We start from the raw sequence: 22,272 nt of genomic DNA on the forward strand, positions 1-22,272 counted from the left end.
GAGGCCCCATGCAACGCATTGTCGTCCTGACGGGCGCCGGGATCAGCCAGGAGTCCGGTCTTCAGACCTTTCGCGGCGAAGACGGATTGTGGAATCATGAACGGATTGCCGATATCTGCACACCCGAAGGGTTCGCGCGTGACCCCATGCGGGTGGATCGATTCTATAATGGTTTGCGGGCCGGGCTGGCTGATGTGCAGCCAAATGCGGCCCACAGGGCACTTGCCCATATGGAGGAATGCGCCGCCACCGGCAGGTGGGACGGCGAAATCCTGATCGTCACACAAAATATCGACGACCTGCATGAACGCGCGGGCAGCCGGGATGTCGTGCATATGCATGGGGAACTGATGCGGGTACGCTGCACCGCCTGCGGGGCCACCCCATCATGGCATGCCGACTGCCTGCCACAGACGCCCTGCCCGGCCTGCCATCGGCCCCAATTACGTCCCGATATCGTCTGGTTCGGGGAAATCCCCTATCACATGGACCGGATCGCGGCGGCATTGCAGGCATGTGACCTGTTCGTGGCCATCGGCACGTCGGGCGTGGTCTATCCTGCCGCAGGATTTGTGCAGCAGGCCAGTCCCCATGCCGACACCATGGAATTCAATCTTCAGCCTTCTGCGGGGACGGACCTGTTCGATCAAACGGTGCTTGGCCCCGCCACAAAAACGGTGTCACGATGGGTGCGCGACGTGACCGGAACATGACAGAACATATGACACCCCCCACGGATGACGGGGCGCTGGAACGTCTGGTAACGGAAATCCGGGCCTGCACCGCCTGTGCCAACGTCCTGCCATTGGGGCCACGCCCCATCCTGCACGTCTCCCCAACCGCGCGCATCCTGATCGCAAGCCAGGCGCCCGGCACCCGTGTTCATGAAACGGGACAGTCCTTTAACGATGCATCTGGCGACCGGTTGCGGGGATGGCTGGGCATTGATCGGGCGACCTTTTACGACTCAGCACGCATCGCCATCATGCCCATGGGCATGTGCTATCCCGGCCGCCTGCCAAAGGGGGGCGATTGCCCGCCACGTCGCGAATGCGCCCCCTTATGGCGTGAGCGGGTACTGGCCCTGATGCCCGATATCCGCCTGACGCTGCTGGTCGGATCCTATGCGCAGAACCATGTTCTGGGGCCGGGCAAGGTAGAAGATCGCGTGCGCCATTACCGTGATTACCTGCCCCGTTTTTTTCCCCTTCCACATCCTTCGTGGCGGACAGGCGCGTGGGAACGCCGCAGCCCATGGTTTGGCACGGATGTCCTGCCTGCCCTGCGCAGGGAGGTGCATGCGTTCCTGTAAGGGCGACAATCTGAAAATGAACAAGGGTCTGGCAACAGATATCATGGTTGCACGCGACCATTTCCCCTGTGGGGATCAGTGCATCAGTTGCACGATGTTATGCGCCATTGAAAGGACCACGCCCTGCACGCCTGAAATCAGGATCTGTACCCCGATCGACAGCAGGATCAATGCCACAAGGCGCGAGACAATACGCGTCCCGGTTGTCCCCAGCAGGCCCATCAACTGCTCGGCATAGGCGTAGGCAACCCAGATGATGCATGCAACGGCCAGGGCCGCAGCGGACAGGATGCCATAGAACATGACCGTGCTGACACCTGCCGAGCCTTCGGAACTCAGCGCGATGGCCACAGCAATGGTGCCCGGCCCGACGGTAAAGGGCATCGTCAGCGGAAAGAACGCCAGTTCCATGCCATTCGAACGCGCGGCACTCATCCCGCCCTGACTGGCCTGCGCCTGCTTGCGTGCTTCTTCGGTTTCGGGGGCCTGTAACAACGCCCATGCCCGCACCGCCACCACCAGGCCACCCGCAATGCGCAACGCATTGATCGTAATGCCGAAGAAGGACAGGATTGTCCCCCCCCATCCAGATGGAAGCAATCATCAGCATGGCGGAATAGAACGCCACGGTCCGCGCCAGCGCCAGACATTCCGCCCGGCTGCGCCCGTCCGTGACCTGCGCGAAAATCAGCGCCGCCCCCAACGGGTTGACGATGGAAAACAGCGCCGGGAACGCCATCAGGAACGCCCCGGATGCACTGGTCAAGCCGATAGGAACGCTCAGATGGCTCAGGACATCATGGGAAACGGCCACGCTTCATGCCTTCTTTCGGCTTGCACTGGTTGTCAACATGCCAGGCAGACGTTGCCTGCACTTATCCCCGGGGGAGAAGGAACGAAATGGATTCCTTTGCGCAGACAGGGCTTATCCGCTGATACATGCCATATCTACCCCTAGTTATGCATGAGCGATTGCAGCAGACGCGCATCATTCGGGCGTGCGCACAGGTAGAAAGTCTCCATTCCCGGAGAATGGGCCTTCTGCGCCGAAACCGGCAATGGCCAGGCCGTCAGTCCCAAATCGTTATAAACCGGCAGGAACATCGCCCCCACACACCAAAAGGCAGGCTGGCGCCCCTCCTGCACCGCCAGGTCGCGCAACCACCATATGGCGGAGACGCAATCTTCTGCATTACCTGCGGGATCGCCCAGCCCGATCAGGAATGTCCCGCGCCGCACGAACGGCAGCAACGCCTGCCCCCGCGCGCCGACGATCAGGCCCGATGGCCGCCACGCCGCGCCCACCGCGTCGATCGCATGGTCCAGCATGTGATAACGGGCCTGACCCTGCGCATCCCATGGGACGATGGCAATACGTCCCGGCCGGATCAGGCGCATGATCATCAACAATCCCAACATGACCGCCAGCCCCATTGTCCAGCGCCCAACCCCGGACGAAGACGCGAACAGCATGATTTCCCACCAGCTTCCGCCCAGCGCGTCATGCGGCCCGGCACAGGCCAGCACGACCACGCATGCGATCAGCAGCAGCAGTGACATGACCGTGGGAAAGGACAAAGGCTCACTCAGCACGCGGGCATGACGGTAATAGGAATTGCGAAACGGTGCGATCAGGATCGCAACCAGCGCCATCAGGGCCGGGATCAGCAGTGGCGACCCCCGTAACAGCGTCAATCCCGCCGCCGCCGCCAGCAGGCCCAGCGTGACCTTCCATGCCAATGTCACGCGCTGTGACAGGCCAATGGCCAGCCCGATCAGCGCAACGCCAATCAGCGACAGCAGGTAATCCCCCGCCATGCCGAACAGCGTATGCAGCCACCCGGCGGCATTGTCCCATGTTTCGGGATCAAGGATCGTCAGCGCGATCAGCACCCCGCCACACAGCGAGACCGCCCCGGTAGCCACGGCGACGGAAAAATCTGCCTCGCTCTCCCGGATAACGACACTTGGACGTGTGGTACGCGGCCCGCGCGCGGGGCTGTCGCCACCGGCCTTGCGCGACAGCAGCACCGCATCGCCACGCAGGAACAGTTCGTGCCCCGCAAACATCACACCAGCAAGGAACAGCGGAATGATATAGTAGAAAAGGCGAAAAATCAGGATGGCGGTAATGATGCGCGGTTCGGGCATATACCCCCCCAGCGCCAGCATCATTGCCCCGTCAAAGACACCCAGCCCCCCGGGGACACTGGCCACCAGCCCCGCCGTATAGGACGCGATATAGATCGCAAGGAAAACGCCATAACCCAGCCCCGGCGCATCGGGAAGGAAGATGTAGGCAATGCCCGCCGTCGCCGCCACCTCGGCCGCGGAAACCACCGTCTGCGCCACCGCCATGGCAGAGGATGGAAACGTGATGGTCCACCGCCACAACGTGACCTCGTTCAGGCATCGGCCCAGCAGGATATACCCCCCCACGCCCCCCCACAGCAGCAGGCCCACCGCCTCCAGCAGCAGATGGGGCACGTGGGCACCCACCACCGGCACCATTTCCGGTTCCCACAGCAGGACACCACCGATCAGGACCGCCGCCCCCAGTAAATAAGTCGCGGAGCAGAACGCAATGATCTGCGCGACCTCCAGCGGGCGCAGGCCCCAGTTGCCATACAGGCGGAACCTTACGGCAGCCCCCGAAATGGCTGAAAAGCCAAGGTTGTGCGACAGGACATACGAACAGAATGCGGCAAAGGCGGTGCGCCGGAACGGCATCGTGCGCCCGATCTGGCGCACCGCCAGCCAGTCGTAGAACGACAGCACGACATAGGACAGGACGGTCATGCCCGCCCCCGCCCACAGGGTCGCCGCCGGAATCCCCACCAGCGCGTGACGGATATCAGCCCAGTGCAGGTGGCGCATTTCACGCTGCACCACGATGATTGCGGCGACCATCAGCACCAGCCCCATGGCATGGGGAAGGTGCCGCACCCATTTGCGCCAGCCCGTTACCTCTTTTCCTTCAGCACAGGGGCATGGCCTGGGCGGATGTGACGGGGGAAAGCCCGGCGTCACGGAAAATATGGTCCCATGGGACGCGATACCCCCGGCATGCCTACGATTGGGCGGCCTGCGGCACGCTGCGGGTCAGGGCGGCCTCGATCAGGGCGACGGTTTCGCCGCCACCGTAAAGTGCGATGAAAATCCCGAAACGCGGCCCTTCCTTCTGTCCAAGAAGCACTTCGTAAAGGCAGCCGAACCAGCTCCGCAGCGGCTCGAACCCATGGCGCTTGCCGATTTCGAACACCAGGTTCTGGTAATCGTCGGGCGTGGCGGTGGCCGCATCCATCCCGCGCAGGGCTTCCGCCAGATCCGACAGGGCAGCGCGTTCCTTGCCTTCGGGCGCGCGGTACTGCTTCGTCGGCCGGACGAAATCCGCGTAATAGACGATGGCGTGATCCACCAGCCGGGCCAGCATGGGATCGCGCGCGGGCGTGGCGTCGGCATCGTAACGCTGGATGAACTTCCACAACACATCCGGCGTTTCGGCATTGGCCACGCTGGCGAGGTTGAGCAGCATGCCGAACGTGATCGGGCTGCCCGCGTCATCGGGAATATGCCCGGCATGGATGAACCAGGCCGGGTTGGTCCACAGGGCCGGGTCCTGCGCCTGCTGCGCCGTGCGGGCGCGCGTGACGTTGGCGAGGTATTCGTCCGTCGCCTTGGGGATCACATCAAAAAACAGCCGCTTTGCACGCTGCGGGGCATTGAACATATACTGCCCCAGGCTTTCGGGCGGGGCATAGCGCAACCATTCCTCCACCGAGATACCATTGCCCTTGGACTTGGAAATCTTCTGCCCGTTTTCATCAAGGAACAGTTCATAGGTCAGGCCCGCCGGCGCGCGACCACCAAGGATGCGGCAGATCCTGCCCGACAGGCGCACACTGTCGATCAGGTCCTTGCCCGACATTTCGTAATCAACACCCAGCGCATACCACCGCATGGCCCAGTCGGCCTTCCACTGCATCTTGGCATGGCCACCCGTGACGGGGGTCTCGAACGTCTCCCCTTCCTCATCGGTCCAGCGCACGGTGCCTGCGACCGGGTCGATCGCATCCATGCGCACCTGCATCACCTGCCCCGTGCGCGGATGGATCGGCAGGACGGGGGAATAGGTGGCGCGCCGTTCCGCACCCAGCGTGGGGGCGATGACGGCCACGATCTCGTCATGCACCTCCAGCACACGCTTCAGCGCGGCATCGAAACGCCCGCCTTCGTAATAGGTGGTGGAGGAGGCGAATTCGTAATCGAAACCAAAACTGTCGAGGAAGGCCTGAAGCCGTGCATTATTATGGGCCGCAAAGGATTCATGCGTCCCGAACGGATCGGGCACACGCGACAGCGGCTTGCCGATGAACTGACGCAGCATGTCCTGATTGGGGACGTTGTCGGGCACCTTGCGCAGGGCATCCATATCATCGGAAAACGCCAGCAGGCGCGTCGGCTTTCCGGTGATGGCGGTAAAGGCCTGGCGAACCCACGATGTGCGCGCGACCTCGCCAAACGTGCCGATATGCGGCAGCCCCGACGGCCCGTAGCCCGTTTCCAGCAGGACGGGGCGATCGGCGCTGACGGGTCTGTCACCGACATGGGACGCAAGTTTTGCGGCTTCCTCGAAAGGCCATGCCTTGGGCAGCGGAGAGGAGGGAATGCGATACTGTTCTGACATGGGGCCGAAAGCTATGAATTGCGGAAGGGCGGGTCAATCGTCACCTTACACCATAATCCGTGCCAAAGATAACTTCCGTTACACGCAACAGGCGACATCCGCACGCATGTGCCCTATATGTTCACGATCATGACAGCCATCCCGTCTCTGCCGGATACCGCGCCTGCCCTGATTGTCCGACACGACACCTGTTCCGTCCTGACACCCGACGGCGAGATCTTGTCGCTGTCGCATGAGGACGTGCGGCGCGAACTCCGGCATTGGCCCGCCCCGGTGGTCATCCATGCCCCCGCCACCGCGCGCAGGCTCGACCTGCCGCCCCCGGGACAGCCCACACCATGGCTGGACCTGCTGGAACTGTTCGCCTTCGCCATGCCTGCACGAACGGTCCCGCCCACGGTGCGCGGGCTGGCACGTGCCCTCGATTTCCCGCGCGCCCAGGTCGAGGGGGCAGAGGCAGACCTGCTGATGGACATGGCGGCCGAACTGCTCGAACGCATCGCACGCCAACATGATGGCCCCCATGGCCCGATGATGGCCGCACTGGCGTTCAAGATGCGCCAGATGGGATGGGCCTGGGGCGACAGCGTGTGCCACGCCCTGCATGTCGGCGCGACCTTTCCCCCCGAACCGCTCCAGCCCAATGACGCCATCCGGGTATGGCGCACCCTGCCAAAGTGGGAGGATACAGCCCCACGGCCGCCACCCGGCCCCCATCCCGTCACCCCGGCGGAGGCCCGCGCACGACTGGGCGAAATCCTTGGCCCCGATGCGCGAACCCGTGCGGGACAGGCCGATTTCGCCGATGTCGCCACCGCCGCCTTTGCCCCGCGTGCGCAGCGCGGCGCACCGCACATGGTCCTGGCAGAGGCAGGGACCGGCACGGGCAAGACGCTGGGCTATATCGCGCCATCAAGCGTATGGGCCAGACGCAACGACGCGGCGGTGTGGATCAGCACCTATACGCGCCACCTGCAACGCCAGATCGAATCCGAACTGGCGCGGCTGTATCCCGAACCCGCCGTGCGCCGCGAACATGTCGTGATCCGCAAGGGACGGGAAAATTACCTGTGCCTCCTCAACATGGAAGAATCGGTCAATATCGCCCTGTCGCGCGGCCCCAAGGCGGCAGGGGCGATGATCGGACTGTGCCTGATCGCGCGCTGGGCAATGCAAAGCGCGGATGGCGACATCGCGGGTGGCGACCTGCCCGGATGGTTTGGCGACCTGTTCGGGCGTGGCCTGCTGGCGGGGATCGCGGACCGGCGGGGGGAGTGCATCCACGGCGCATGCCCGCATTACCAGCGCTGCTTTGTCGAACATTCCATCCGCCGCGCTCGCACGGCCGACCTGGTGATCGCAAACCATGCCCTCGTCATGTCACAGGCGGCATGGCATGCCCTCGACGGGGCCGGCACCAGCAACGAGGACAATATCCCCACGCGTTATGTCTTTGACGAGGGGCACCACCTGATGGATGCCGCTGACAGCGCGTTTTCCACCGAACTGTCCGGGCTGGAGGCCGCCGAACTGCGCCGTTGGCTGCTGGGCGCCGAAGGGGCGCGATCACGTGCGCGCGGGCTGAAGCGGCGGCTCGATGACCTCGTGGTCGGCATGCCGCAGCTTGAGACCCCGCTTGATGCCGCCCTGATGGCCGCCCATGCCCTGCCCGCCCCCGGCTGGTCCGCCCGCCTGGCCGAGTCCGATACGCAGCCGCCTGACGACGATCCCCTACCCGAATCACCGGCCCTGCCACCGCAGGCCGCCATGCCCGAAAGGATTAAAGAACCGGTCCTGTCGAACCCGACCGAAGCCCTGCTGCTGCTATTGCGCAGGCAGGCGCTGGCACGCACGCATGGCGGCCCAGCCTCCCCCCGGCGTGGCGCGGTGGAATGTGACCTTCATCCCGTGCCCGAACCCCTTGTTGAGGCCGCGCGCACGCTGGCACGGGCGCTTGAACGGCTGATTACCCCCCTGCGCACGCTGGTCAGCCGACTTGGGGAGCGGCTGGAGGATGATTCGGATACGCTGGACAGCGGGTCACGCGAACGGATCGAGGCCGCAATCCGCGCCATCCGCAAACGCGCGCTGGCACGGCTTGATGGCTGGGCCGCGATGCTGGGGGCGGTGGGCACGGAACATGCCACCGAACCGGGACAGGTGCCGCAATATATCGACTTCATCCGCCTTGACCGACGTGAAGGCCAAAAACCTGGCGAGCGTGACGTGGGGCTTTATCGCCACTGGCTGGACCCCACCATTCCCTTTTCCGCCGTGCTGGCCGCCCCAGCGCATGGGCTGCTGGTGACATCGGCCACCCTGCGTGATGAAAACGACACCACGAACCACGAAGAGGCCGAACGCGCGTGGGAGGCGGCGGAAGCGCGTTCGGGGGCGGCACACCTGCCCATGCCCGCGCTGCGCGCCTCACTGGCCAGTCCGTTCGATTACCGGGCACAGAGCCGCGCCTTCATCATCACCGATGTGGCCCATGACGATCCGGCCTCGCTGGCGGGGGCATACCGCACCCTGTTCGAGGCTTCGGGGGGTGGGGGGCTGGGGCTATTCACGGCAATATCACGATTGCGCGACGTTCATGCGCGCCTGGCTGGGCCGCTGGAAATGGCGGGGTTGCCGCTTTATGCGCAACATGTGGACCCGATGGATAACGCGACGCTGGTGGATATTTTCCGCAGCGAACACAATTCATGCCTGCTGGGGACCGACGCCATGCGTGACGGCGTGGATGTGCCCGGACAGGCCCTGCGTCTGGTTGTCTTTGAACGCGTGCCATGGCCGCGTCCCGATATCCTGCATCGTGAACGACGCATCCATCTGTCGGGTGGGGCGCCATCGCGATATGATGACCGCATCGCGCGCCTGCGCCTGCGTCAGGCCTTTGGTCGCCTGATCCGTAGCGAAACGGATCGTGGGGTCTTTGTCCTGCTGGACCGGCGCACCCCGTCGCGCCTTCTTTCCGCGTTCCCGCCAGGGGTCGCGGTCCACCGCATGGGACTGGCCCATGCGGCGCGAGAGATCACACGGTTCCTTCAAACCGGTGACGGGACGTCAGACACCCCGCCAGCGCCGTGATCCTTCGGCAAGCCCGCGAAGGCTTACAGCGGCTTGAGGTTGCTTGCCGCTGCCTTGCCGCGTTCCATCGTGATGTCGTAGCTGACAGCCTGATTCTCATCGAGGCCACGCAGGCCTGCCGCCTGCACTGCGGTGATGTGCACGAACACGTCCTTGCCACCATCGTCAGGCATAATGAATCCAAAACCCTTGGTCGCGTTGAACCACTTAACTTTTCCGGTTGCCATAGCCGATATACTCTCCTGCGCCTCTTTGCCGGTCCCAATACCGGGAATTCGGGCTCTCGCCTTTACGGTCATGAAAAAAACAGGGCATCCGGAAAAAACACCCAGTCGGATTTCACGTCGTTCGTGCTGTCTATAGGGGCAGCATGAATAGCTGCCCCTTGTCAAATCGCATCTCTAAAAAAAATGCCCCCGGACATAAAAAAAGGGGGAAGGCGGACATGCCGCCTTCCCCCTCTTTCGCGTTTCCGCAGGGTCTGGGAAACGGGGCGGGCGATCCCGGCCGGAAACCGCCCTGCCCCCTTTCCCGGGGTGGAATGGATCAGAAATCCATGCCGCCCATGCCACCCATGCCGCCCATTCCGCCTTCCGGCATCGCGGGGGCCTTCTTTTCCGGACGCTCCGCCACCATCGCTTCGGTGGTGATCAGCAGGCCCGCAACCGACGCTGCATCCTGCAGGGCGGTACGAACGACCTTCATCGGGTCGATGATGCCAGCCGCGACGAGGTCCTTGTAGGTACCTTCCTGCGCATCGAAACCATATGCATAGGTTTCGTTTTCCAGCACCTTGCCAGCGATGACCGCACCGTCTTCGCCTGCATTGTGGGCGATCTGGCGCAGCGGGGCCTGCAGGGCCTTGCGGATGATGTCCGCACCGACGCGCTGGTCCTCGTTGTGGAAATGCAGGTGAGCCAGCGTCGTGGACGCACGCGCCAGCGCCGTACCACCACCGGGAACGATGCCTTCTTCAACCGCAGCGCGGGTCGCATGCAGCGCGTCATCGACGCGATCCTTGCGTTCCTTCACCTCGACCTCGGTCGAACCACCGACGCGGATCACGGCAACACCACCGGCCAGCTTCGCCAGGCGTTCCTGCAGCTTTTCACGGTCGTAATCGGACGTGGTTTCCTCGATCTGCGCACGGATCTGGCTGCAACGGCCCTTGATGGCCTCGCCTTCGCCCGCACCCTCGACGATCGTGGTGTTTTCCTTGTCGATATGCACCTTCTTGGCGGTGCCCAGCATGTTCAGCGTGACGCTTTCGAGCTTGATGCCCAGGTCTTCGCTGATGACCTGGCCACCGGTCAGGATCGCGATATCCTCAAGCATCGCCTTGCGGCGATCACCAAAGCCCGGTGCCTTCACCGCAGCAATCTTCAGGCCGCCACGCAGCTTGTTGACCACCAGGGTCGCCAGCGCCTCGCCATCGACGTCTTCGGCGATGATCAGCAGCGGACGGCCCGACTGCACCACGGCCTCAAGCAGCGGCAGCATCGGCTGCAGCGACGACAGCTTCTTTTCGTGGATCAGGATATAGGGGCTGTCCAGATCGACGGTCATCTTCTCCGCGTTCGTCACGAAATACGGGGAGATGTAGCCGCGATCGAACTGCATGCCCTCGACAACGTCGAGTTCGGTGTGCAGGCCCTTCGCTTCCTCGACGGTGATCACGCCCTCGCTGCCGACCTTCTGCATGGCCTGCGAGATCATTTCGCCGATTTCCTTTTCGCCATTGGCGGAAATCGTGCCGACCTGCGCCGTTTCGGCAGGCGTCGTGATCTTCTTGGTGTTCTTCTTCAGTTCCTCGACAACCGCGCCGACGGCCTTGTCGATACCGCGCTTGAGGTCCATCGGGTTCATGCCGGCGGCAACAGCCTTGGCGCCTTCGCGCACGATCGCCTGCGCCAGGACGGTCGCGGTGGTCGTGCCGTCACCGGCAATGTCGTTGGTCTTGCTGGCGACTTCGCGCACCATCTGCGCGCCCATGTTCTCGAACTTGTCAGCCAGTTCGATTTCCTTGGCGACCGAAACACCGTCCTTGGTGATGCGCGGTGCGCCAAAGCTCTTGTCGAGGACGACGTTACGTCCCTTCGGACCCAGTGTTACCTTGACCGCATCGGCCAGGATATCCACGCCACGCAGCATGCGCCGACGTGCTTCATCGCCGAACTTTACGTCCTTGGCAGCCATTTCAGTTTCTCCAGTCAGGAAAGGTTATGTAATCGGATCAGGTTCAGGCGTACGACGCTCAGGCAACAACGCCCATGATGTCGCTTTCCTTCATGATCAGCAGCTCTTCGCCGTCGATCGTGACTTCGGTGCCGGACCATTTGCCGAACAGCACGCGGTCACCAGCCTTGACGTCCAGGGCGACAATCTGGCCCTGTTCGTTGCGGGCGCCCGCTCCGACCGAGATAACCTCGCCTTCCATCGGCTTTTCCTTGGCGGTCTCGGGGATGATGATCCCACCGGCTGTCTTTTCCTCACCCTTGAGGCGACGGACAACCACGCGGTCATGCAGGGGACGAAATTTCGTCATTGGATGGATCGCTCCATAATCTAAAAAAGGTAACGCCCTTGAATTAAGCAACGCCACCGGTTTGGCGCGCGCGCCAGGCCGCATCGCGTTAGCACTCCCCTCATGAGAGTGCTAAAGAGCAGATAGGAAGACCTCTTTTAGGTGTCAAGGGAAGCACCAAGATTCCTGGCCAACTTTCCCCAACGCCTGCGGGGATTACCAGGAAAAGGCAGGAAATCCAAAAATATATCATTATATATCAATAAATTACGAAAATACCTACCCTCCTGCACATCGTTGTCTCTGGCCCGCACGGACTGCATGCGTCCCCTGCGCCACCGCGCCCCGGCCCGAGTCCCGGATACACCGCCATCACACCCCCGGCACTGCCGGTGTCAGGCAAAGGCATGGATGTGATATAGGTCCTGCATTCACCATGGCCGCATGGGGCCGTTCCATCGCGCATGACCAATCAATTATGGGGGAGACATATATGGGATCGATCATCACCCTTACCGCCACGGACGGGCACACACTGTCCGCCTATCGCGCGGGGCGGCCAGATGCGGCGCGCGCCGTCGTCGTGGTGCAGGAGATCTTTGGCATCACCCCGTATATCCGCGCGGTCTGCGATGAACTGGCGACCAAAGGATATCAGGTCATTGCCCCCGCGATCTTCGATCGTGCGCAGCGCGACGCCATCCTGCCCTATTCCGCCGAGGGGATGAAGGAAGGGCTGGCGCTGCGGGCGCGGGTACCGCTTGCGGGCACGCTGCTTGACCTTGCTGCCGCCGCCGATGCGCTGACAACGGAAAAGAAGGGCGTCATGGGGTTCTGCTGGGGCGGCACACTGGCATGGGAGGCGGCATGCCGCACCACCACATTCGCCGCGGCGGTGGGATGGTATGGAGGCGGTATCGCGGCGGAACGCGCACGGGTTCCAAACTGTCCCGTGCAACTGCATTTCGGGGCAGATGATGCCCATATCCCTGCCGGGGACATCGACGCGATCCGCGCAGCGCACGAAGATATCGAGATTTTTGTCTATGAAGGTGCGGACCACGGGTTCGGCTGCACCGACCGCAGCAGCTACAACGAAACGGCGGCCACGCTGGCGATGCAACGCACCCTCAGCTTCTTTGAACACTGGCTGTAGGCGCAATACCCTGCGGGGGGCATGCGACCGGGATGCCGCGACTACGGCTTGGCAGCCCCCTTGATTTAAGGAAGTGGAAAAGAGATTTTTTGAGAGACTGCTTGAAAGCTATACTTGATAACCTACTGAAATTATAAATTTTTTTGGCGAAGCTTTTTCTAAAAAGCTTCAGAAGACGCCGCCTTTTAAAAAAAAGGCGGCACCCAAAAACTTTTCCTGTTTTTTATCAATGATGTGTTTTCAGACAATCTCTTGAGTCGTTGCCTTGTTGTTAAGCAGGCGACGCCTTGCAAACAGACCGCCAAGAACTCCGGGACGGCTTTTTCAGGTGCTCTCCCGAAACTTCCTGTTGCCCGCCCTCCTGTTGCCCCTGTCGCAATACTCTACCCACATCACGTCCAAGACGTCCAAAAGTCCCGTCCCCTGCGGCAATAGACCGCACGGGACGGGCAGGACCTGCCTCAGCCCCGTGCGAGCACGCGTCCCGCAACTGCATCAAGCTTTGCCAGCAGGGCAGGATCGCGACGGTCGGGTGCGGTGATGATGGCATGTTCCAACGCACGGTCGCACCCGGCATGGCACGGGCCACGCGGCTTGCCCAACTGCGGGATGACCGCACGCACCAGCGCACGCGCCCGGCTGGAGTTTTCCTGCATCACCTTGACCACCGCATCGACGGTCACACTGTCATGGTCGTCATGCCAGCAGTCGTAATCCGTTACCATGGCAACGGTGGCGTAACAGATCTCCGCTTCACGGGCGAGCTTGGCTTCGGGCATGTTGGTCATGCCCACGACCGAGCATCCCCAGGACCGGTACAGGTTGCTTTCGGCACGGGTGGAAAACTGCGGCCCCTCCATCACCAGATATGTGCCACCGCGCGTGACATCCAGACCCAGCGCCCGGCATTGCCCCTCCAGCACGTCACCGATACGCGGACATAGCGGGTCGGCCATGCCGACATGGGCAACGCAGCCTGTGTCGAAAAACGTCTTTTCACGCGCGAAAGAGCGGTCGATGAACTGGTCAATGACCACGAAATGCCCCGGCGGCAGCTCTTCCTTCAGTGACCCCACGGCGGACAGCGACACGATATCGGTCACCCCCGAACGCTTCAGCGCGTCGATATTGGCACGGTAATTCAGGCGCGTCGGCGGCAACGGGTGACCACGACCATGGCGCGGCAGGAACACGCAGCGCACGCCATCAAGCCTGCCGAACAGCAACTGGTCCGACGGCTTGCCCCACGGTGTTTCGACCGTACGCCATTCCTTGTCTTCAAGCCCTTCGATGTCATACAGGCCGGAGCCTCCGATCAGGCCGATGACAGGCTCGATCACATCAGACGGGTGGGCGGGTTCAGTGGACATCGGACCATATTCTCCGTTTCAGGCAAAAGGTAAGCACAAGCAGGACCAGCAGGAATACGACGACACGCACACCCGTGCGGTGACGTTCCTCCAGATGGGGACGGGCCGCCCATGTCAGAAAGGTGACGACATCATCGGCCTGCTGCGCCGTGGTGGGGGCTGTGCCGTCGGCATAGGTCACGCCGCCATCATGCAGGGGCGGCGGCATGGCGATCATGCCATTGGCGGCATAGGGGTTGTAAAAACTTCCGGCCGGGACCTGCATGCCGGCGGGGGGCGCCTGCCCATACCCCAGCAGCAACGCGCGCATGCGGCTGGCCCCGCCGGGATAGACAACCTCCAGCCGTGACTGATCGGGGGGGCGGGCACCATGGTTGGCCGCCGCCGCAAGCGCGGGCGTGGCATAGGGCGAGCGCAGATGGTCATCGGCGGTCGCGGGCCGTGTCACCGGCTTGCCCGCCGCATCCCCCCCCGTGGGCACGCGGTGGGCATGGGCGATGCGGGCGACCTGCTCCTCCGTCAGGTCCATGCCGCCAAGATCGCCATAGGTCAGCGCCGTCATGCCGTGGCATGCGGAACAGACATGGTCATACACCGCATATCCACGCTGCACCGCCGCCATGTCGAAAGTGCCCAGCGGGCCGCTGAAGCTCCACGCATGGGAGGGGACAGGATTTGCGGACTGCGCATGTGCCTGACTGGCTGGCCCGATGGCTCCGGCGGCCCCGGCAGCAACAGACAGCAGGGAAAGACAGATCGCGGCACGCCGCATCGTGCGTGGCACGATGCGTGGCGGGAATGGCGCGGCACGTATCATCTGGCGTCAGGCTTCGTCACAGGCGGGAAAAGGCAGCATCTTGGTCCGGTCATATCCATGTCGGCACCGGGCAAGGCCCCGTGCGTGCATCCGGTGCCGAACATAGCCGCCATTGTTGCCTTTTCCTAGCGGCGGCACGACCTGTCTTGCAATCGAAAGGACAAACAGGCACCCATACCCAATCACGGACCAGACCTGAAGAATGATACAAATGACCAATGCCCGCCCGCCCCTTGCCCACGACGCCATGAAAGAGGCGGCCCGCACATGGTTCGAAAACCTGCGCGACCGTATCTGCGCCGCCTTTGAACAGATCGAGGATGACGCCGCCCGCGACAATGCCCCCACCCTGGGCGCGCGGACCGCACCGGGACGTTTCGAACGCACGTCATGGAACCGTGGCGCGAACGAGGATGGTTCCCCCGGTGGTGGTGGCGTCATCAGCCTGATGCGCGGGCGGGTGTTTGAAAAGGTGGGGGTCAATGTTTCCACCGTGTCGGGCACCTTCAGCCCCGAATTCCGCCACACCATTCCCGGCGCCGCCGAAGATCCGCGCTTCTTTGCGACCGGCATCAGCCTTGTTGCGCATATGTGCAGCCCGCTGGTCCCCGCCGCGCATTTCAACACCCGCATGATCGTCACCACCGAAGGGTGGTTCGGCGGCGGTGGCGACATCACGCCGATGTTCCCCAAAAGCGCCGAGGCCATTGCCGACGCCGCGCGTTTCCATGACGGGTTCCGCACGGCATGCGAACGCCATGACCCGGAATATTACCCGCGCTTTCGCGACTGGTGCGACAAATACTTCTACCTGCCCCATCGGGACGAGGCACGCGGGCTTGGCGGAATATTCTATGACCGCCTGCACAGTGGCGATGCCAATGCCGATTTCGCCTTTACCCGCGACGTGGGGCTTGGCTTCCTTGAAACCTATCCCGACATCGTGCGTGGCCGCATGATGGAACCCTGGACCCCCGATCAGCGTGAGGCACAGCTTGTCCGGCGCGGCCGTTATGTGGAGTTCAACCTGCTGCATGACCGCGGCACCCTGTTCGGCCTGAAAACCGGCGGGAATACCGAAGCCATCCTGATGAGCCTTCCCCCGGAGGTACGCTGGCCCTAAATTGGCCGCACGACTGCCGTAATCCGCGGCCAGCATCCCGGTTCCACCATCCCGACATGCGGAGTAGCCACAACTTGTCCCCAGCCCCCCCTGATGACCCATCCTCCCCATGCCCCGCCCGGCGCAGACCGCCGGGCGGGCATGTGATGCGGCGCCGGGATCTCCTGCTGGCGGCCCTGCCCCTTGGGGCGGCGGTGCTGGCGGGACGGGCGGGGGCTTCGGAACTCCCCCCCAAGCGCCTGCCGGTGCAGGCGCAATCCGTCACCAATCCCCAATTACTGATCGGGGGGGACAAGGGCAGCACGGCCGGACGGTGGGGGGGGCTTCTTGCCCCGGAACTCGAACGCGGTTTTGGTCATGGTCAGGTGATTTCAACGCGCATGACCGTGGGCCAGGACGGCGTCACAGCCGCCAACCTGTTTGATACCCAGACCACCCCCGACGGGACCACGGCGCTTGCGGTGCCAGGGGCGGCACTTGTCGCCGCATTATCGGGCGAGGCACGCATCCATTTCGATTATTCGCGCTGGCTGCCCCTGTTCTTCAGCCTACTGTCACCTGTGGTGATCGGGCATGCGCAGCTTCACCGCAACATCGAAAATTTCATGCGCGACCGCCCGGTGCGCATCGCGGTTTCCACCCTGACGGGCATTGAACTGCCGACCGTTCTGGGCATGACGATGTTCGGCCTGCGCCCCATTCCCGTGCCCGGCCTGGCCAGTGTGACAGACGCGATCGCAGCATTGCGTGACAACCAGGTCGATGTGATACAGATCCTCGACCCGCAGGGTTCTGCCGAAACACGCACGGCGATCGAGGCGCTGTCGCATGACGGTTATCCTGCGCTGTTTTCCCTGACCGACAGCGTCCCGCTGGAAATCGGGGGGCAGCGCGTGCCCTTCATGCATGACGTACTGCTGCGTGAAAACCATTCGGCGCTGTCATCACTGTTATATGGGGCATGGACGGCGCTGTCCGCGGCGGCGGCACTTGATATCGGGCTTGTCCTGCCAATGCTGACGCCCCCGACGCTGGTTGCGGAATGGCGCCATGCCTGCGACCTCGCCATCGACAGCACGGACATCCGCACAATGGCCAGCAGCACGGGACGCAAACTGCTTGATGCGACGGCCTGCACCGGCCCATTGCGGCAGATGGCGGGGGACGTGACCTCCATCATGGCGCTGCGCCGGTGGCTTTCGACCCACCTGCCAGACTGGCGGATGGGATAGAAACCATCCGCAGACATACAAATCCGGGCGACGTTCTTTAACGGACGGTTGAAGACGGGAGGTCCAGCAACCGACTGGAAGCCTAAAATTTTCTGGCCAAGCTTTTCCCGATACACTTTGCAAGGCGTCGTTTTTTGGCAGCAAGATACCGCCCCGGAATTTTTATTATTCCATAGGTTGTTCCCAAACCGTCTTCCCAAGGAACGACAGAAGTTCATGCGTGTTGCCCTGCCTTTAAAACAACAGGATATTTTCGGCGCTTTTTAAAAAATTCCGCCAAAAACCCGCATCATTCCCAGAATCGCACCCTGCCCTAGGGACGTTGCTGTCGGCGCAGCAGGATGCGCACCGCCCCCTGATTGGCCGCATGTGGATGCACCACCGCAAGGATGAAACGCCGCAGGTCGGCCCGCCCCAGCCATAATGGCAGTTCGCGCCGCAGGATGCCGCCATTGGCGCCACTGCCCAACCCGGTAATGATTTCAACGCACCGTACGTTGTCAGCACGCGCCTGCAACAAGAAGGTATGCAGCCGATAGAACGCCGTCTGTGCGATCTGTCCATGCAGGTCCAGCCGCCGTTGCGGCCGCAACCGCCCACTGACCAGCCCACGCCAGCTTGTATCATCCAGGCCGGGACGCCTGACCCCGATTTCAAGCATACGGTCATGATCCGCCCGGCCATGGGCGGGCCGATGATGCAGTTCAGGGGCATTAAGGCGTCGTACACCCTGCGCCGGCGTCGCGGACTCTGGCGCAGGCAAGCCCCCGTCCGGCGCGGATGGGGGCGATTGCGGTGTGCGTGACAGGACACGTGCCGGGGCACGGGCCGTGCGCAAGGGGGAGATATCGTGCGTAAAGGCCGCCCATAGCGCCTGCTCATCCTGATTGAGTATCCGACGCCGCCGCACCTTGACCTTCCTCCCGCGCCCGCTGATCCCGTTTCCCCGGCAGTTGATGACGCGTAACGAAACATCACCCTGTCGCCCGGCCGCCCGGTCTCTTTGTCGCTCTGTCGCCTTCCCTTATCATGGCATACTGTCATACCGGCATCAAAAAACCCCGCCACATGATGCGGCGGGGTCCAAAAACACTGTGAACAATGCCCGCAAGGGCGTGTCCCTTATTGCCCCAAAGTCAGGGTCTGCCCCTGGTATTTGCCGGTCAAAGTATTGAGGAACGCAACGATATCGGCCACGTCCTGATCGGAAATATCATGGTCGGGCGTCTGGTAACGCGCCATTTCGCGCACCGCGCCATCAAGCGTCTTGATGCTGCCATCATGGAAATATGGTGCCGTCAGGGCCACATTGCGCAGGTTCGGCACCTTGAAACGTTCCATATCCTGCGGCTGGTGCGTCACGGTAAAGCGCCCCTTGTCCGCATCGGTCACGGCCCCGCCACGCGCGGCGAAGTAATCACCTTCCAGCCCCATGACCTCGAACGCCTGCCCACCCATGGACGCACCGGTATGACAGCCAGAGCAGCCAACAGTCTTGAACAGTTCGTAGCCATGCTTTTCCTGCGTATTCAGCGCAGTGTCATCCCCCTTCAGATACTGGTCAAAGCGGCTGTCGGGTGTCAGCAGTGTCTTTTCGAATTCAGCAATGGCAGCGGTAATCGTATCCTGATTGATGTCCGCACTGCCAAATGCGGTCTGGAAATCCGCAACATAAGTCGGATCGGCCCGCAGGCGATCGGCCACGGCACCCCAGTCATGTGATCCCATTTCCAACGGGTTCATCACAGGTCCGGCCGCCTGATCCGCCAACGTCGCGGCCCGCCCATTCCAGAACTGGCTCTGGTTCAATGCTGCATTGAACACCGTCGGATCATTGATCGGCCCCTTCTGGCCAAAGATGCCCGTCGCGGTCACAAGGCCATCCATGCCCGCATGTTGCAGGCTGTGGCAACTGGCGCAGTTCAGTTCGCCATTTTCCGACAGCTTCTTTTCAAAGAACAGCCGTTGCCCCAACGCCACCTTGTTCGCATCCACCGGCAGGGCGGCAGGCACAGGCTGCACCGGTTCGGCGGCAAAGCGCGCGGCAACCCCCGATGTCGCATAATGTTCGCGCCGTTCCTGCGCAATCCATGCCAGTACGGCATCACGCTGTTCGGTGGACATATGGGCATGCCAGTGCATCAGCAGGTAAAGCGAGGGCGGCATGCGGTTCTGGCGCACCACTTCCTCGATGCGGGCCATGGCTTCCTCACCTGGCACCTTGCCGGTCTGCAACGCCTCGATCACGGGTTCAACGCGGAAATGACGCAGCCCCTGATCACGATCACGGTTCATCAACTGGTTGGCCACCGGCACCTTGAAATAGAACGGCAGTTCCACCTTGGCCGCATGGCAGTAATCACACCGTGCCTCGCGCAGGACATTCAGCGCCGTGGCCGAAACCGCATCGACATTGGCCCCGGCGGGCGCGGGCGCCGTTTCATGATCGAAATGGGTCAGATAGGCGACAGTACCACCATATGCGATGCCCCCGACGGCCACGATCCCCAGAATCGCCTTCCTTACCGACATGTCCCTTTATTCCCCCGTCTGTGTTCAGGCGTGTTCTGACGTATCGGTGGAGCATTTGTCAAAATAATCGTTTCAATGAAAACAAGTGAAAAAATCAATAACGGGGCATCACTCTCCCGCCCCGCTTTCCTTCAGGGCCGCGCGCACGCGTTCGCGCGCGATCTCGACATATCCGCTGTCGAGGTCGATCCCGATTCCCCGCGCCCCTTCACGCAGGGCGGCGACAATGGTGGTGCCGGTGCCCATGAACGGATCAAGCACGACCGCATCCGGCCGACCATGCAGGCGAATGCACATCTGCGGCAGGCTGACGGGGAACGTGCCGGGATGGTTATATTTCTGCGCCTTGCCCTGTACCGTTTCATACGGGACGAACCATGTATCCCCCCGACAGCGCCGGTCCTGCCGATGCCCGCGCCGCACAATGTTCGATTTGTCCATATACGGGACACCAACATCCAGCCGTTGCAGGTTCACATGCCCCGAACGGGTCAGATGAAACAGGTGTTCGTGGTTACGGTGAAGATAGCGATGGCTGTTGACCGGCTTGAAATGGCCGAACGTCTCCGCCCCGATTGAAATCGACTTCACCCAGCTTATGTGGTTCTGCAACGCAAACAACGCGCGCAGCCTTACCATCAGTTCGAACGGCAGCCATGGTTGCGCCGAAGACCCGGCAATGTTGAGGAAGAACGACCCGTCGGGCTTCATCACGCGCCGGACCTGGCGCGAAATGGCCACCATCCAGTCAAGATAGCCCTGCTCGTCCAAGGTATCGTTATAGGTGCTGTAACGCAGGCCGATATTGTACGGCGGCGATGTCACCACGACATCGACACTGTCCGCAGGCATCCGGCGCAGGACCTTCAGGCAGTCGCCACGCACCAGTTGATGCGGCCCCTCGCGATAACGTACGGTACGGGGCGACACTGGCCCCTGCGGACCCGCCGCCGTGGTGGTGGACCGCCCGGCCATGGCTCTCTACCCCCTGGAGACTGTTTGAAAAGGCAACCGCAACATCCTGAAATCGTGAAAGTCCCTGTCGAAATCTTATTGCCGAAACCTTATTAGGATTTCAAACGACGCCGCTTTTCCAAGAAGGCAGCCAACAGGAACTTTTAGCGTTATTTATCAATAATCTATTTCAGGTCATCCCGTGGCGTTCGCACACCAGGCAACCACCGTTCAGGACGCACCGTCCCCGGATGCGGCGTCCCTTACGGCCTCTTTTGCGGCCTTGCGGGGCAACAGCACGATCAGCTGACCGACGGAATGCTGGGCCGCGGCATCCTGCGCCGCCTCTGGCCCCCAGCCAAGATACAGGTCCACACGCCCCGTTCCCTTGACATCACGGCTCAGGTCCTGCGCAAAGCCCAGCCGTTTCCACGTTTCCACATGTCCCGCGGCATTGACGGCCGTATTGATCCAAACCGGCGCGCCAAGCGGGATGGCATGGCGGTCCACCGCCAGGGAACGTCCCGGCGTCAGCGGCACGCCCAATGCGCCGGGCGTGCCCACATCAGTACTGTCGGAAGGCAGTTCGGTGAAGAAGACATAATTGGGGTTCGCCTCCATCACGCTGCGGGCCTGCGCGGGATGTGTCTCCAGCCAGTCGCGAATCGCCGTCAGGCTCACATGGCCTGCCTCAAGATATCCTTTTTGCACCATCACCTGGCCCAATGGGACATAAGGCTGCCCATTATGGCCGTCGAAACTCAGGCGCACGACCTGTTCGTTGGGCAGGCGCACGCGACCCGCGCCCTGAACCTGCATGAAAAACAGGTCAACCGGATCCGCCACCCAGAGCAGTTCCAGCTTGTGATGTGCAAGCGCGCCGCCATCAATCTGCGCACGGGTGGCATAGGGCACGAATTTCGTCCCCTCCCTGCGGCCTGTGTGCATGTGCCCCTGCGCATCACGCGTGCGCTGCAGGTCGGGCGGACGGCGATAGACCGGGGTCTGGTAGATCCCGCCACGTTTCAGCGACCCACGGATTTCAGGTTCATAATACCCGGTGAACAGCGTTCCCTGCCGGTCAGGCGTCCCGATACGATAGGGCTGGAACCATGCCTGGAAGAAATCCCGCGCGGCGGCGGCATTGTCCGGCGCGACCCGGCGCGCGGCGTCACAGGCCGCAAGCCAGTCCCCCACGCGGGTACCCGCCCCGCCCGCGCCATCGCCAAGGGCGCTTTCGGCGGGCAGGGAACCAAGCTTGTGGCATTCCGCCACAAAGACCGAAAGCGCCTGCGCCGTATCGTCGCTGTCCCAGCCCGCGACCTTTGAAAAGGAAATGGCCCGTGTCTTGGAAGGGTATCTGTCATCCGCATGCCGGGCCGCCGTCTGAGGCCCCACCTGCGGGGCAAGGTTATGGCACGCGCACAGCAGCAGTGCCGACGCAAGGACAGGTACACGCTTCATGATCACTC

Annotated in this window: 17 protein-coding genes and 1 pseudogene; 6 read left to right on the forward strand and 12 right to left on the reverse strand. The window is 62.5% G+C overall.

The window, feature by feature from the left end; all coding sequences use genetic code 11:
* Window positions 1-8 precede the first annotated feature (8 nt).
* Window positions 9-713 (forward strand): NAD-dependent deacylase, encoded by a 705-nt coding sequence (locus FYB92_RS12760; RefSeq protein WP_075595036.1) that lies wholly within the window; start codon window positions 9-11, stop codon window positions 711-713.
* A gap of 8 nt (window positions 714-721) precedes the next feature.
* Entirely contained in the window at window positions 722-1,312 is a 591-nt protein-coding gene (locus FYB92_RS12765) for a uracil-DNA glycosylase family protein (RefSeq protein ID WP_075624031.1), read from the forward strand.
* A 75-nt stretch (window positions 1,313-1,387) separates the two neighbouring features.
* Here FYB92_RS12765 and FYB92_RS12770 read toward each other — a convergent pair.
* From FYB92_RS12770 to FYB92_RS12780, 3 genes and pseudogenes are all read right to left on the reverse strand, one after another.
* Window positions 1,388-2,051: pseudogene (locus FYB92_RS12770) on the reverse strand (MarC family protein).
* A gap of 215 nt (window positions 2,052-2,266) precedes the next feature.
* On the reverse strand, window positions 2,267-4,237 hold the full coding sequence (locus FYB92_RS12775; RefSeq protein ID WP_075632114.1) for a lysylphosphatidylglycerol synthase domain-containing protein: 1,971 nt from the start codon (window positions 4,235-4,237) through the stop codon (window positions 2,267-2,269).
* A 145-nt stretch (window positions 4,238-4,382) separates the two neighbouring features.
* Entirely contained in the window at window positions 4,383-5,999 is a 1,617-nt protein-coding gene (locus FYB92_RS12780) for a lysine--tRNA ligase (RefSeq protein ID WP_332828778.1), read from the reverse strand.
* A 129-nt stretch (window positions 6,000-6,128) separates the two neighbouring features.
* Between FYB92_RS12780 and FYB92_RS12785 the strand changes: the two genes are divergently transcribed.
* Window positions 6,129-9,092, forward strand: a complete 2,964-nt coding sequence (locus FYB92_RS12785) for an ATP-dependent DNA helicase (RefSeq protein WP_332829017.1) — start codon at window positions 6,129-6,131, stop codon at window positions 9,090-9,092.
* Window positions 9,093-9,115: 23 nt separating this feature from the next.
* Here the strand turns inward: FYB92_RS12785 and FYB92_RS12790 are convergent, their stop codons facing one another.
* From FYB92_RS12790 to groES, 3 genes are all read right to left on the reverse strand, one after another.
* Window positions 9,116-9,319 carry a cold-shock protein gene (locus FYB92_RS12790; RefSeq protein ID WP_003618203.1) on the reverse strand — a complete coding sequence of 68 codons (204 nt, stop codon included), beginning with the start codon at window positions 9,317-9,319 and terminating at the stop codon, window positions 9,116-9,118.
* Between the two features lie 319 nt (window positions 9,320-9,638).
* A complete protein-coding gene (groL, locus tag FYB92_RS12795) occupies window positions 9,639-11,288 on the reverse strand; it encodes a chaperonin GroEL (RefSeq protein WP_003618202.1) in 1,650 nt (549 codons plus the stop codon).
* Between the two features lie 58 nt (window positions 11,289-11,346).
* Complete coding sequence (groES, locus tag FYB92_RS12800) at window positions 11,347-11,637, reverse strand: co-chaperone GroES (RefSeq protein ID WP_003618201.1); 291 nt, start codon at window positions 11,635-11,637, stop codon at window positions 11,347-11,349.
* Between the two features lie 472 nt (window positions 11,638-12,109).
* Here groES and FYB92_RS12805 point away from each other — a divergent pair, with 472 nt between their 5' ends.
* Window positions 12,110-12,772, forward strand: coding sequence for a dienelactone hydrolase family protein (locus tag FYB92_RS12805; protein ID WP_062809827.1), 663 nt, complete (start codon window positions 12,110-12,112; stop codon window positions 12,770-12,772).
* Between the two features lie 461 nt (window positions 12,773-13,233).
* Here FYB92_RS12805 and FYB92_RS12810 read toward each other — a convergent pair whose 3' ends face one another.
* Complete coding sequence (locus tag FYB92_RS12810) at window positions 13,234-14,142, reverse strand: S-methyl-5'-thioadenosine phosphorylase (protein ID WP_003618197.1); 909 nt, start codon at window positions 14,140-14,142, stop codon at window positions 13,234-13,236.
* Window positions 14,132-14,959 carry a cytochrome c1 gene (locus tag FYB92_RS12815; RefSeq protein WP_332828779.1) on the reverse strand — a complete coding sequence of 276 codons (828 nt, stop codon included), beginning with the start codon at window positions 14,957-14,959 and terminating at the stop codon, window positions 14,132-14,134. The genes FYB92_RS12810 and FYB92_RS12815 overlap by 11 nt, the downstream gene beginning before the upstream one ends.
* A 211-nt stretch (window positions 14,960-15,170) precedes the next feature.
* Here FYB92_RS12815 and hemF point away from each other — a divergent pair, with 211 nt between their 5' ends.
* Window positions 15,171-16,082, forward strand: a complete 912-nt coding sequence (hemF, locus tag FYB92_RS12820; protein WP_062808694.1) for an oxygen-dependent coproporphyrinogen oxidase — start codon at window positions 15,171-15,173, stop codon at window positions 16,080-16,082.
* 146 nt (window positions 16,083-16,228) lie between these two features.
* On the forward strand, window positions 16,229-17,314 hold the full coding sequence (locus FYB92_RS12825) for a hypothetical protein (RefSeq protein ID WP_332828780.1): 1,086 nt from the start codon (window positions 16,229-16,231) through the stop codon (window positions 17,312-17,314).
* 313 nt (window positions 17,315-17,627) lie between these two features.
* On the opposite strand, the gene FYB92_RS12830 is transcribed toward FYB92_RS12825, so the two are convergent.
* The 4 genes from FYB92_RS12830 to FYB92_RS12845 all read right to left on the reverse strand — a co-directional run bounded on the left by FYB92_RS12830 (window position 17,628) and on the right by FYB92_RS12845 (window position 22,264).
* The gene (locus FYB92_RS12830; protein WP_062808692.1) at window positions 17,628-18,224 is read right to left on the reverse strand and encodes a Smr/MutS family protein; all 597 of its coding nucleotides are present in this window, start codon (window positions 18,222-18,224) and stop codon (window positions 17,628-17,630) included.
* Window positions 18,225-18,436: 212 nt separating this feature from the next.
* Entirely contained in the window at window positions 18,437-19,846 is a 1,410-nt protein-coding gene (locus FYB92_RS12835; RefSeq protein WP_003618188.1) for a cytochrome-c peroxidase, read from the reverse strand.
* A gap of 108 nt (window positions 19,847-19,954) precedes the next feature.
* Complete coding sequence (locus FYB92_RS12840) at window positions 19,955-20,821, reverse strand: site-specific DNA-methyltransferase (RefSeq protein ID WP_003618186.1); 867 nt, start codon at window positions 20,819-20,821, stop codon at window positions 19,955-19,957.
* A gap of 210 nt (window positions 20,822-21,031) precedes the next feature.
* On the reverse strand, window positions 21,032-22,264 hold the full coding sequence (locus FYB92_RS12845; protein ID WP_062808691.1) for a murein transglycosylase A: 1,233 nt from the start codon (window positions 22,262-22,264) through the stop codon (window positions 21,032-21,034).
* Window positions 22,265-22,272 lie beyond the last annotated feature (8 nt).

Source organism: Novacetimonas sp. GS1, from assembly GCF_036686925.1.
GTDB lineage: Bacteria > Pseudomonadota > Alphaproteobacteria > Acetobacterales > Acetobacteraceae > Novacetimonas > Novacetimonas hansenii.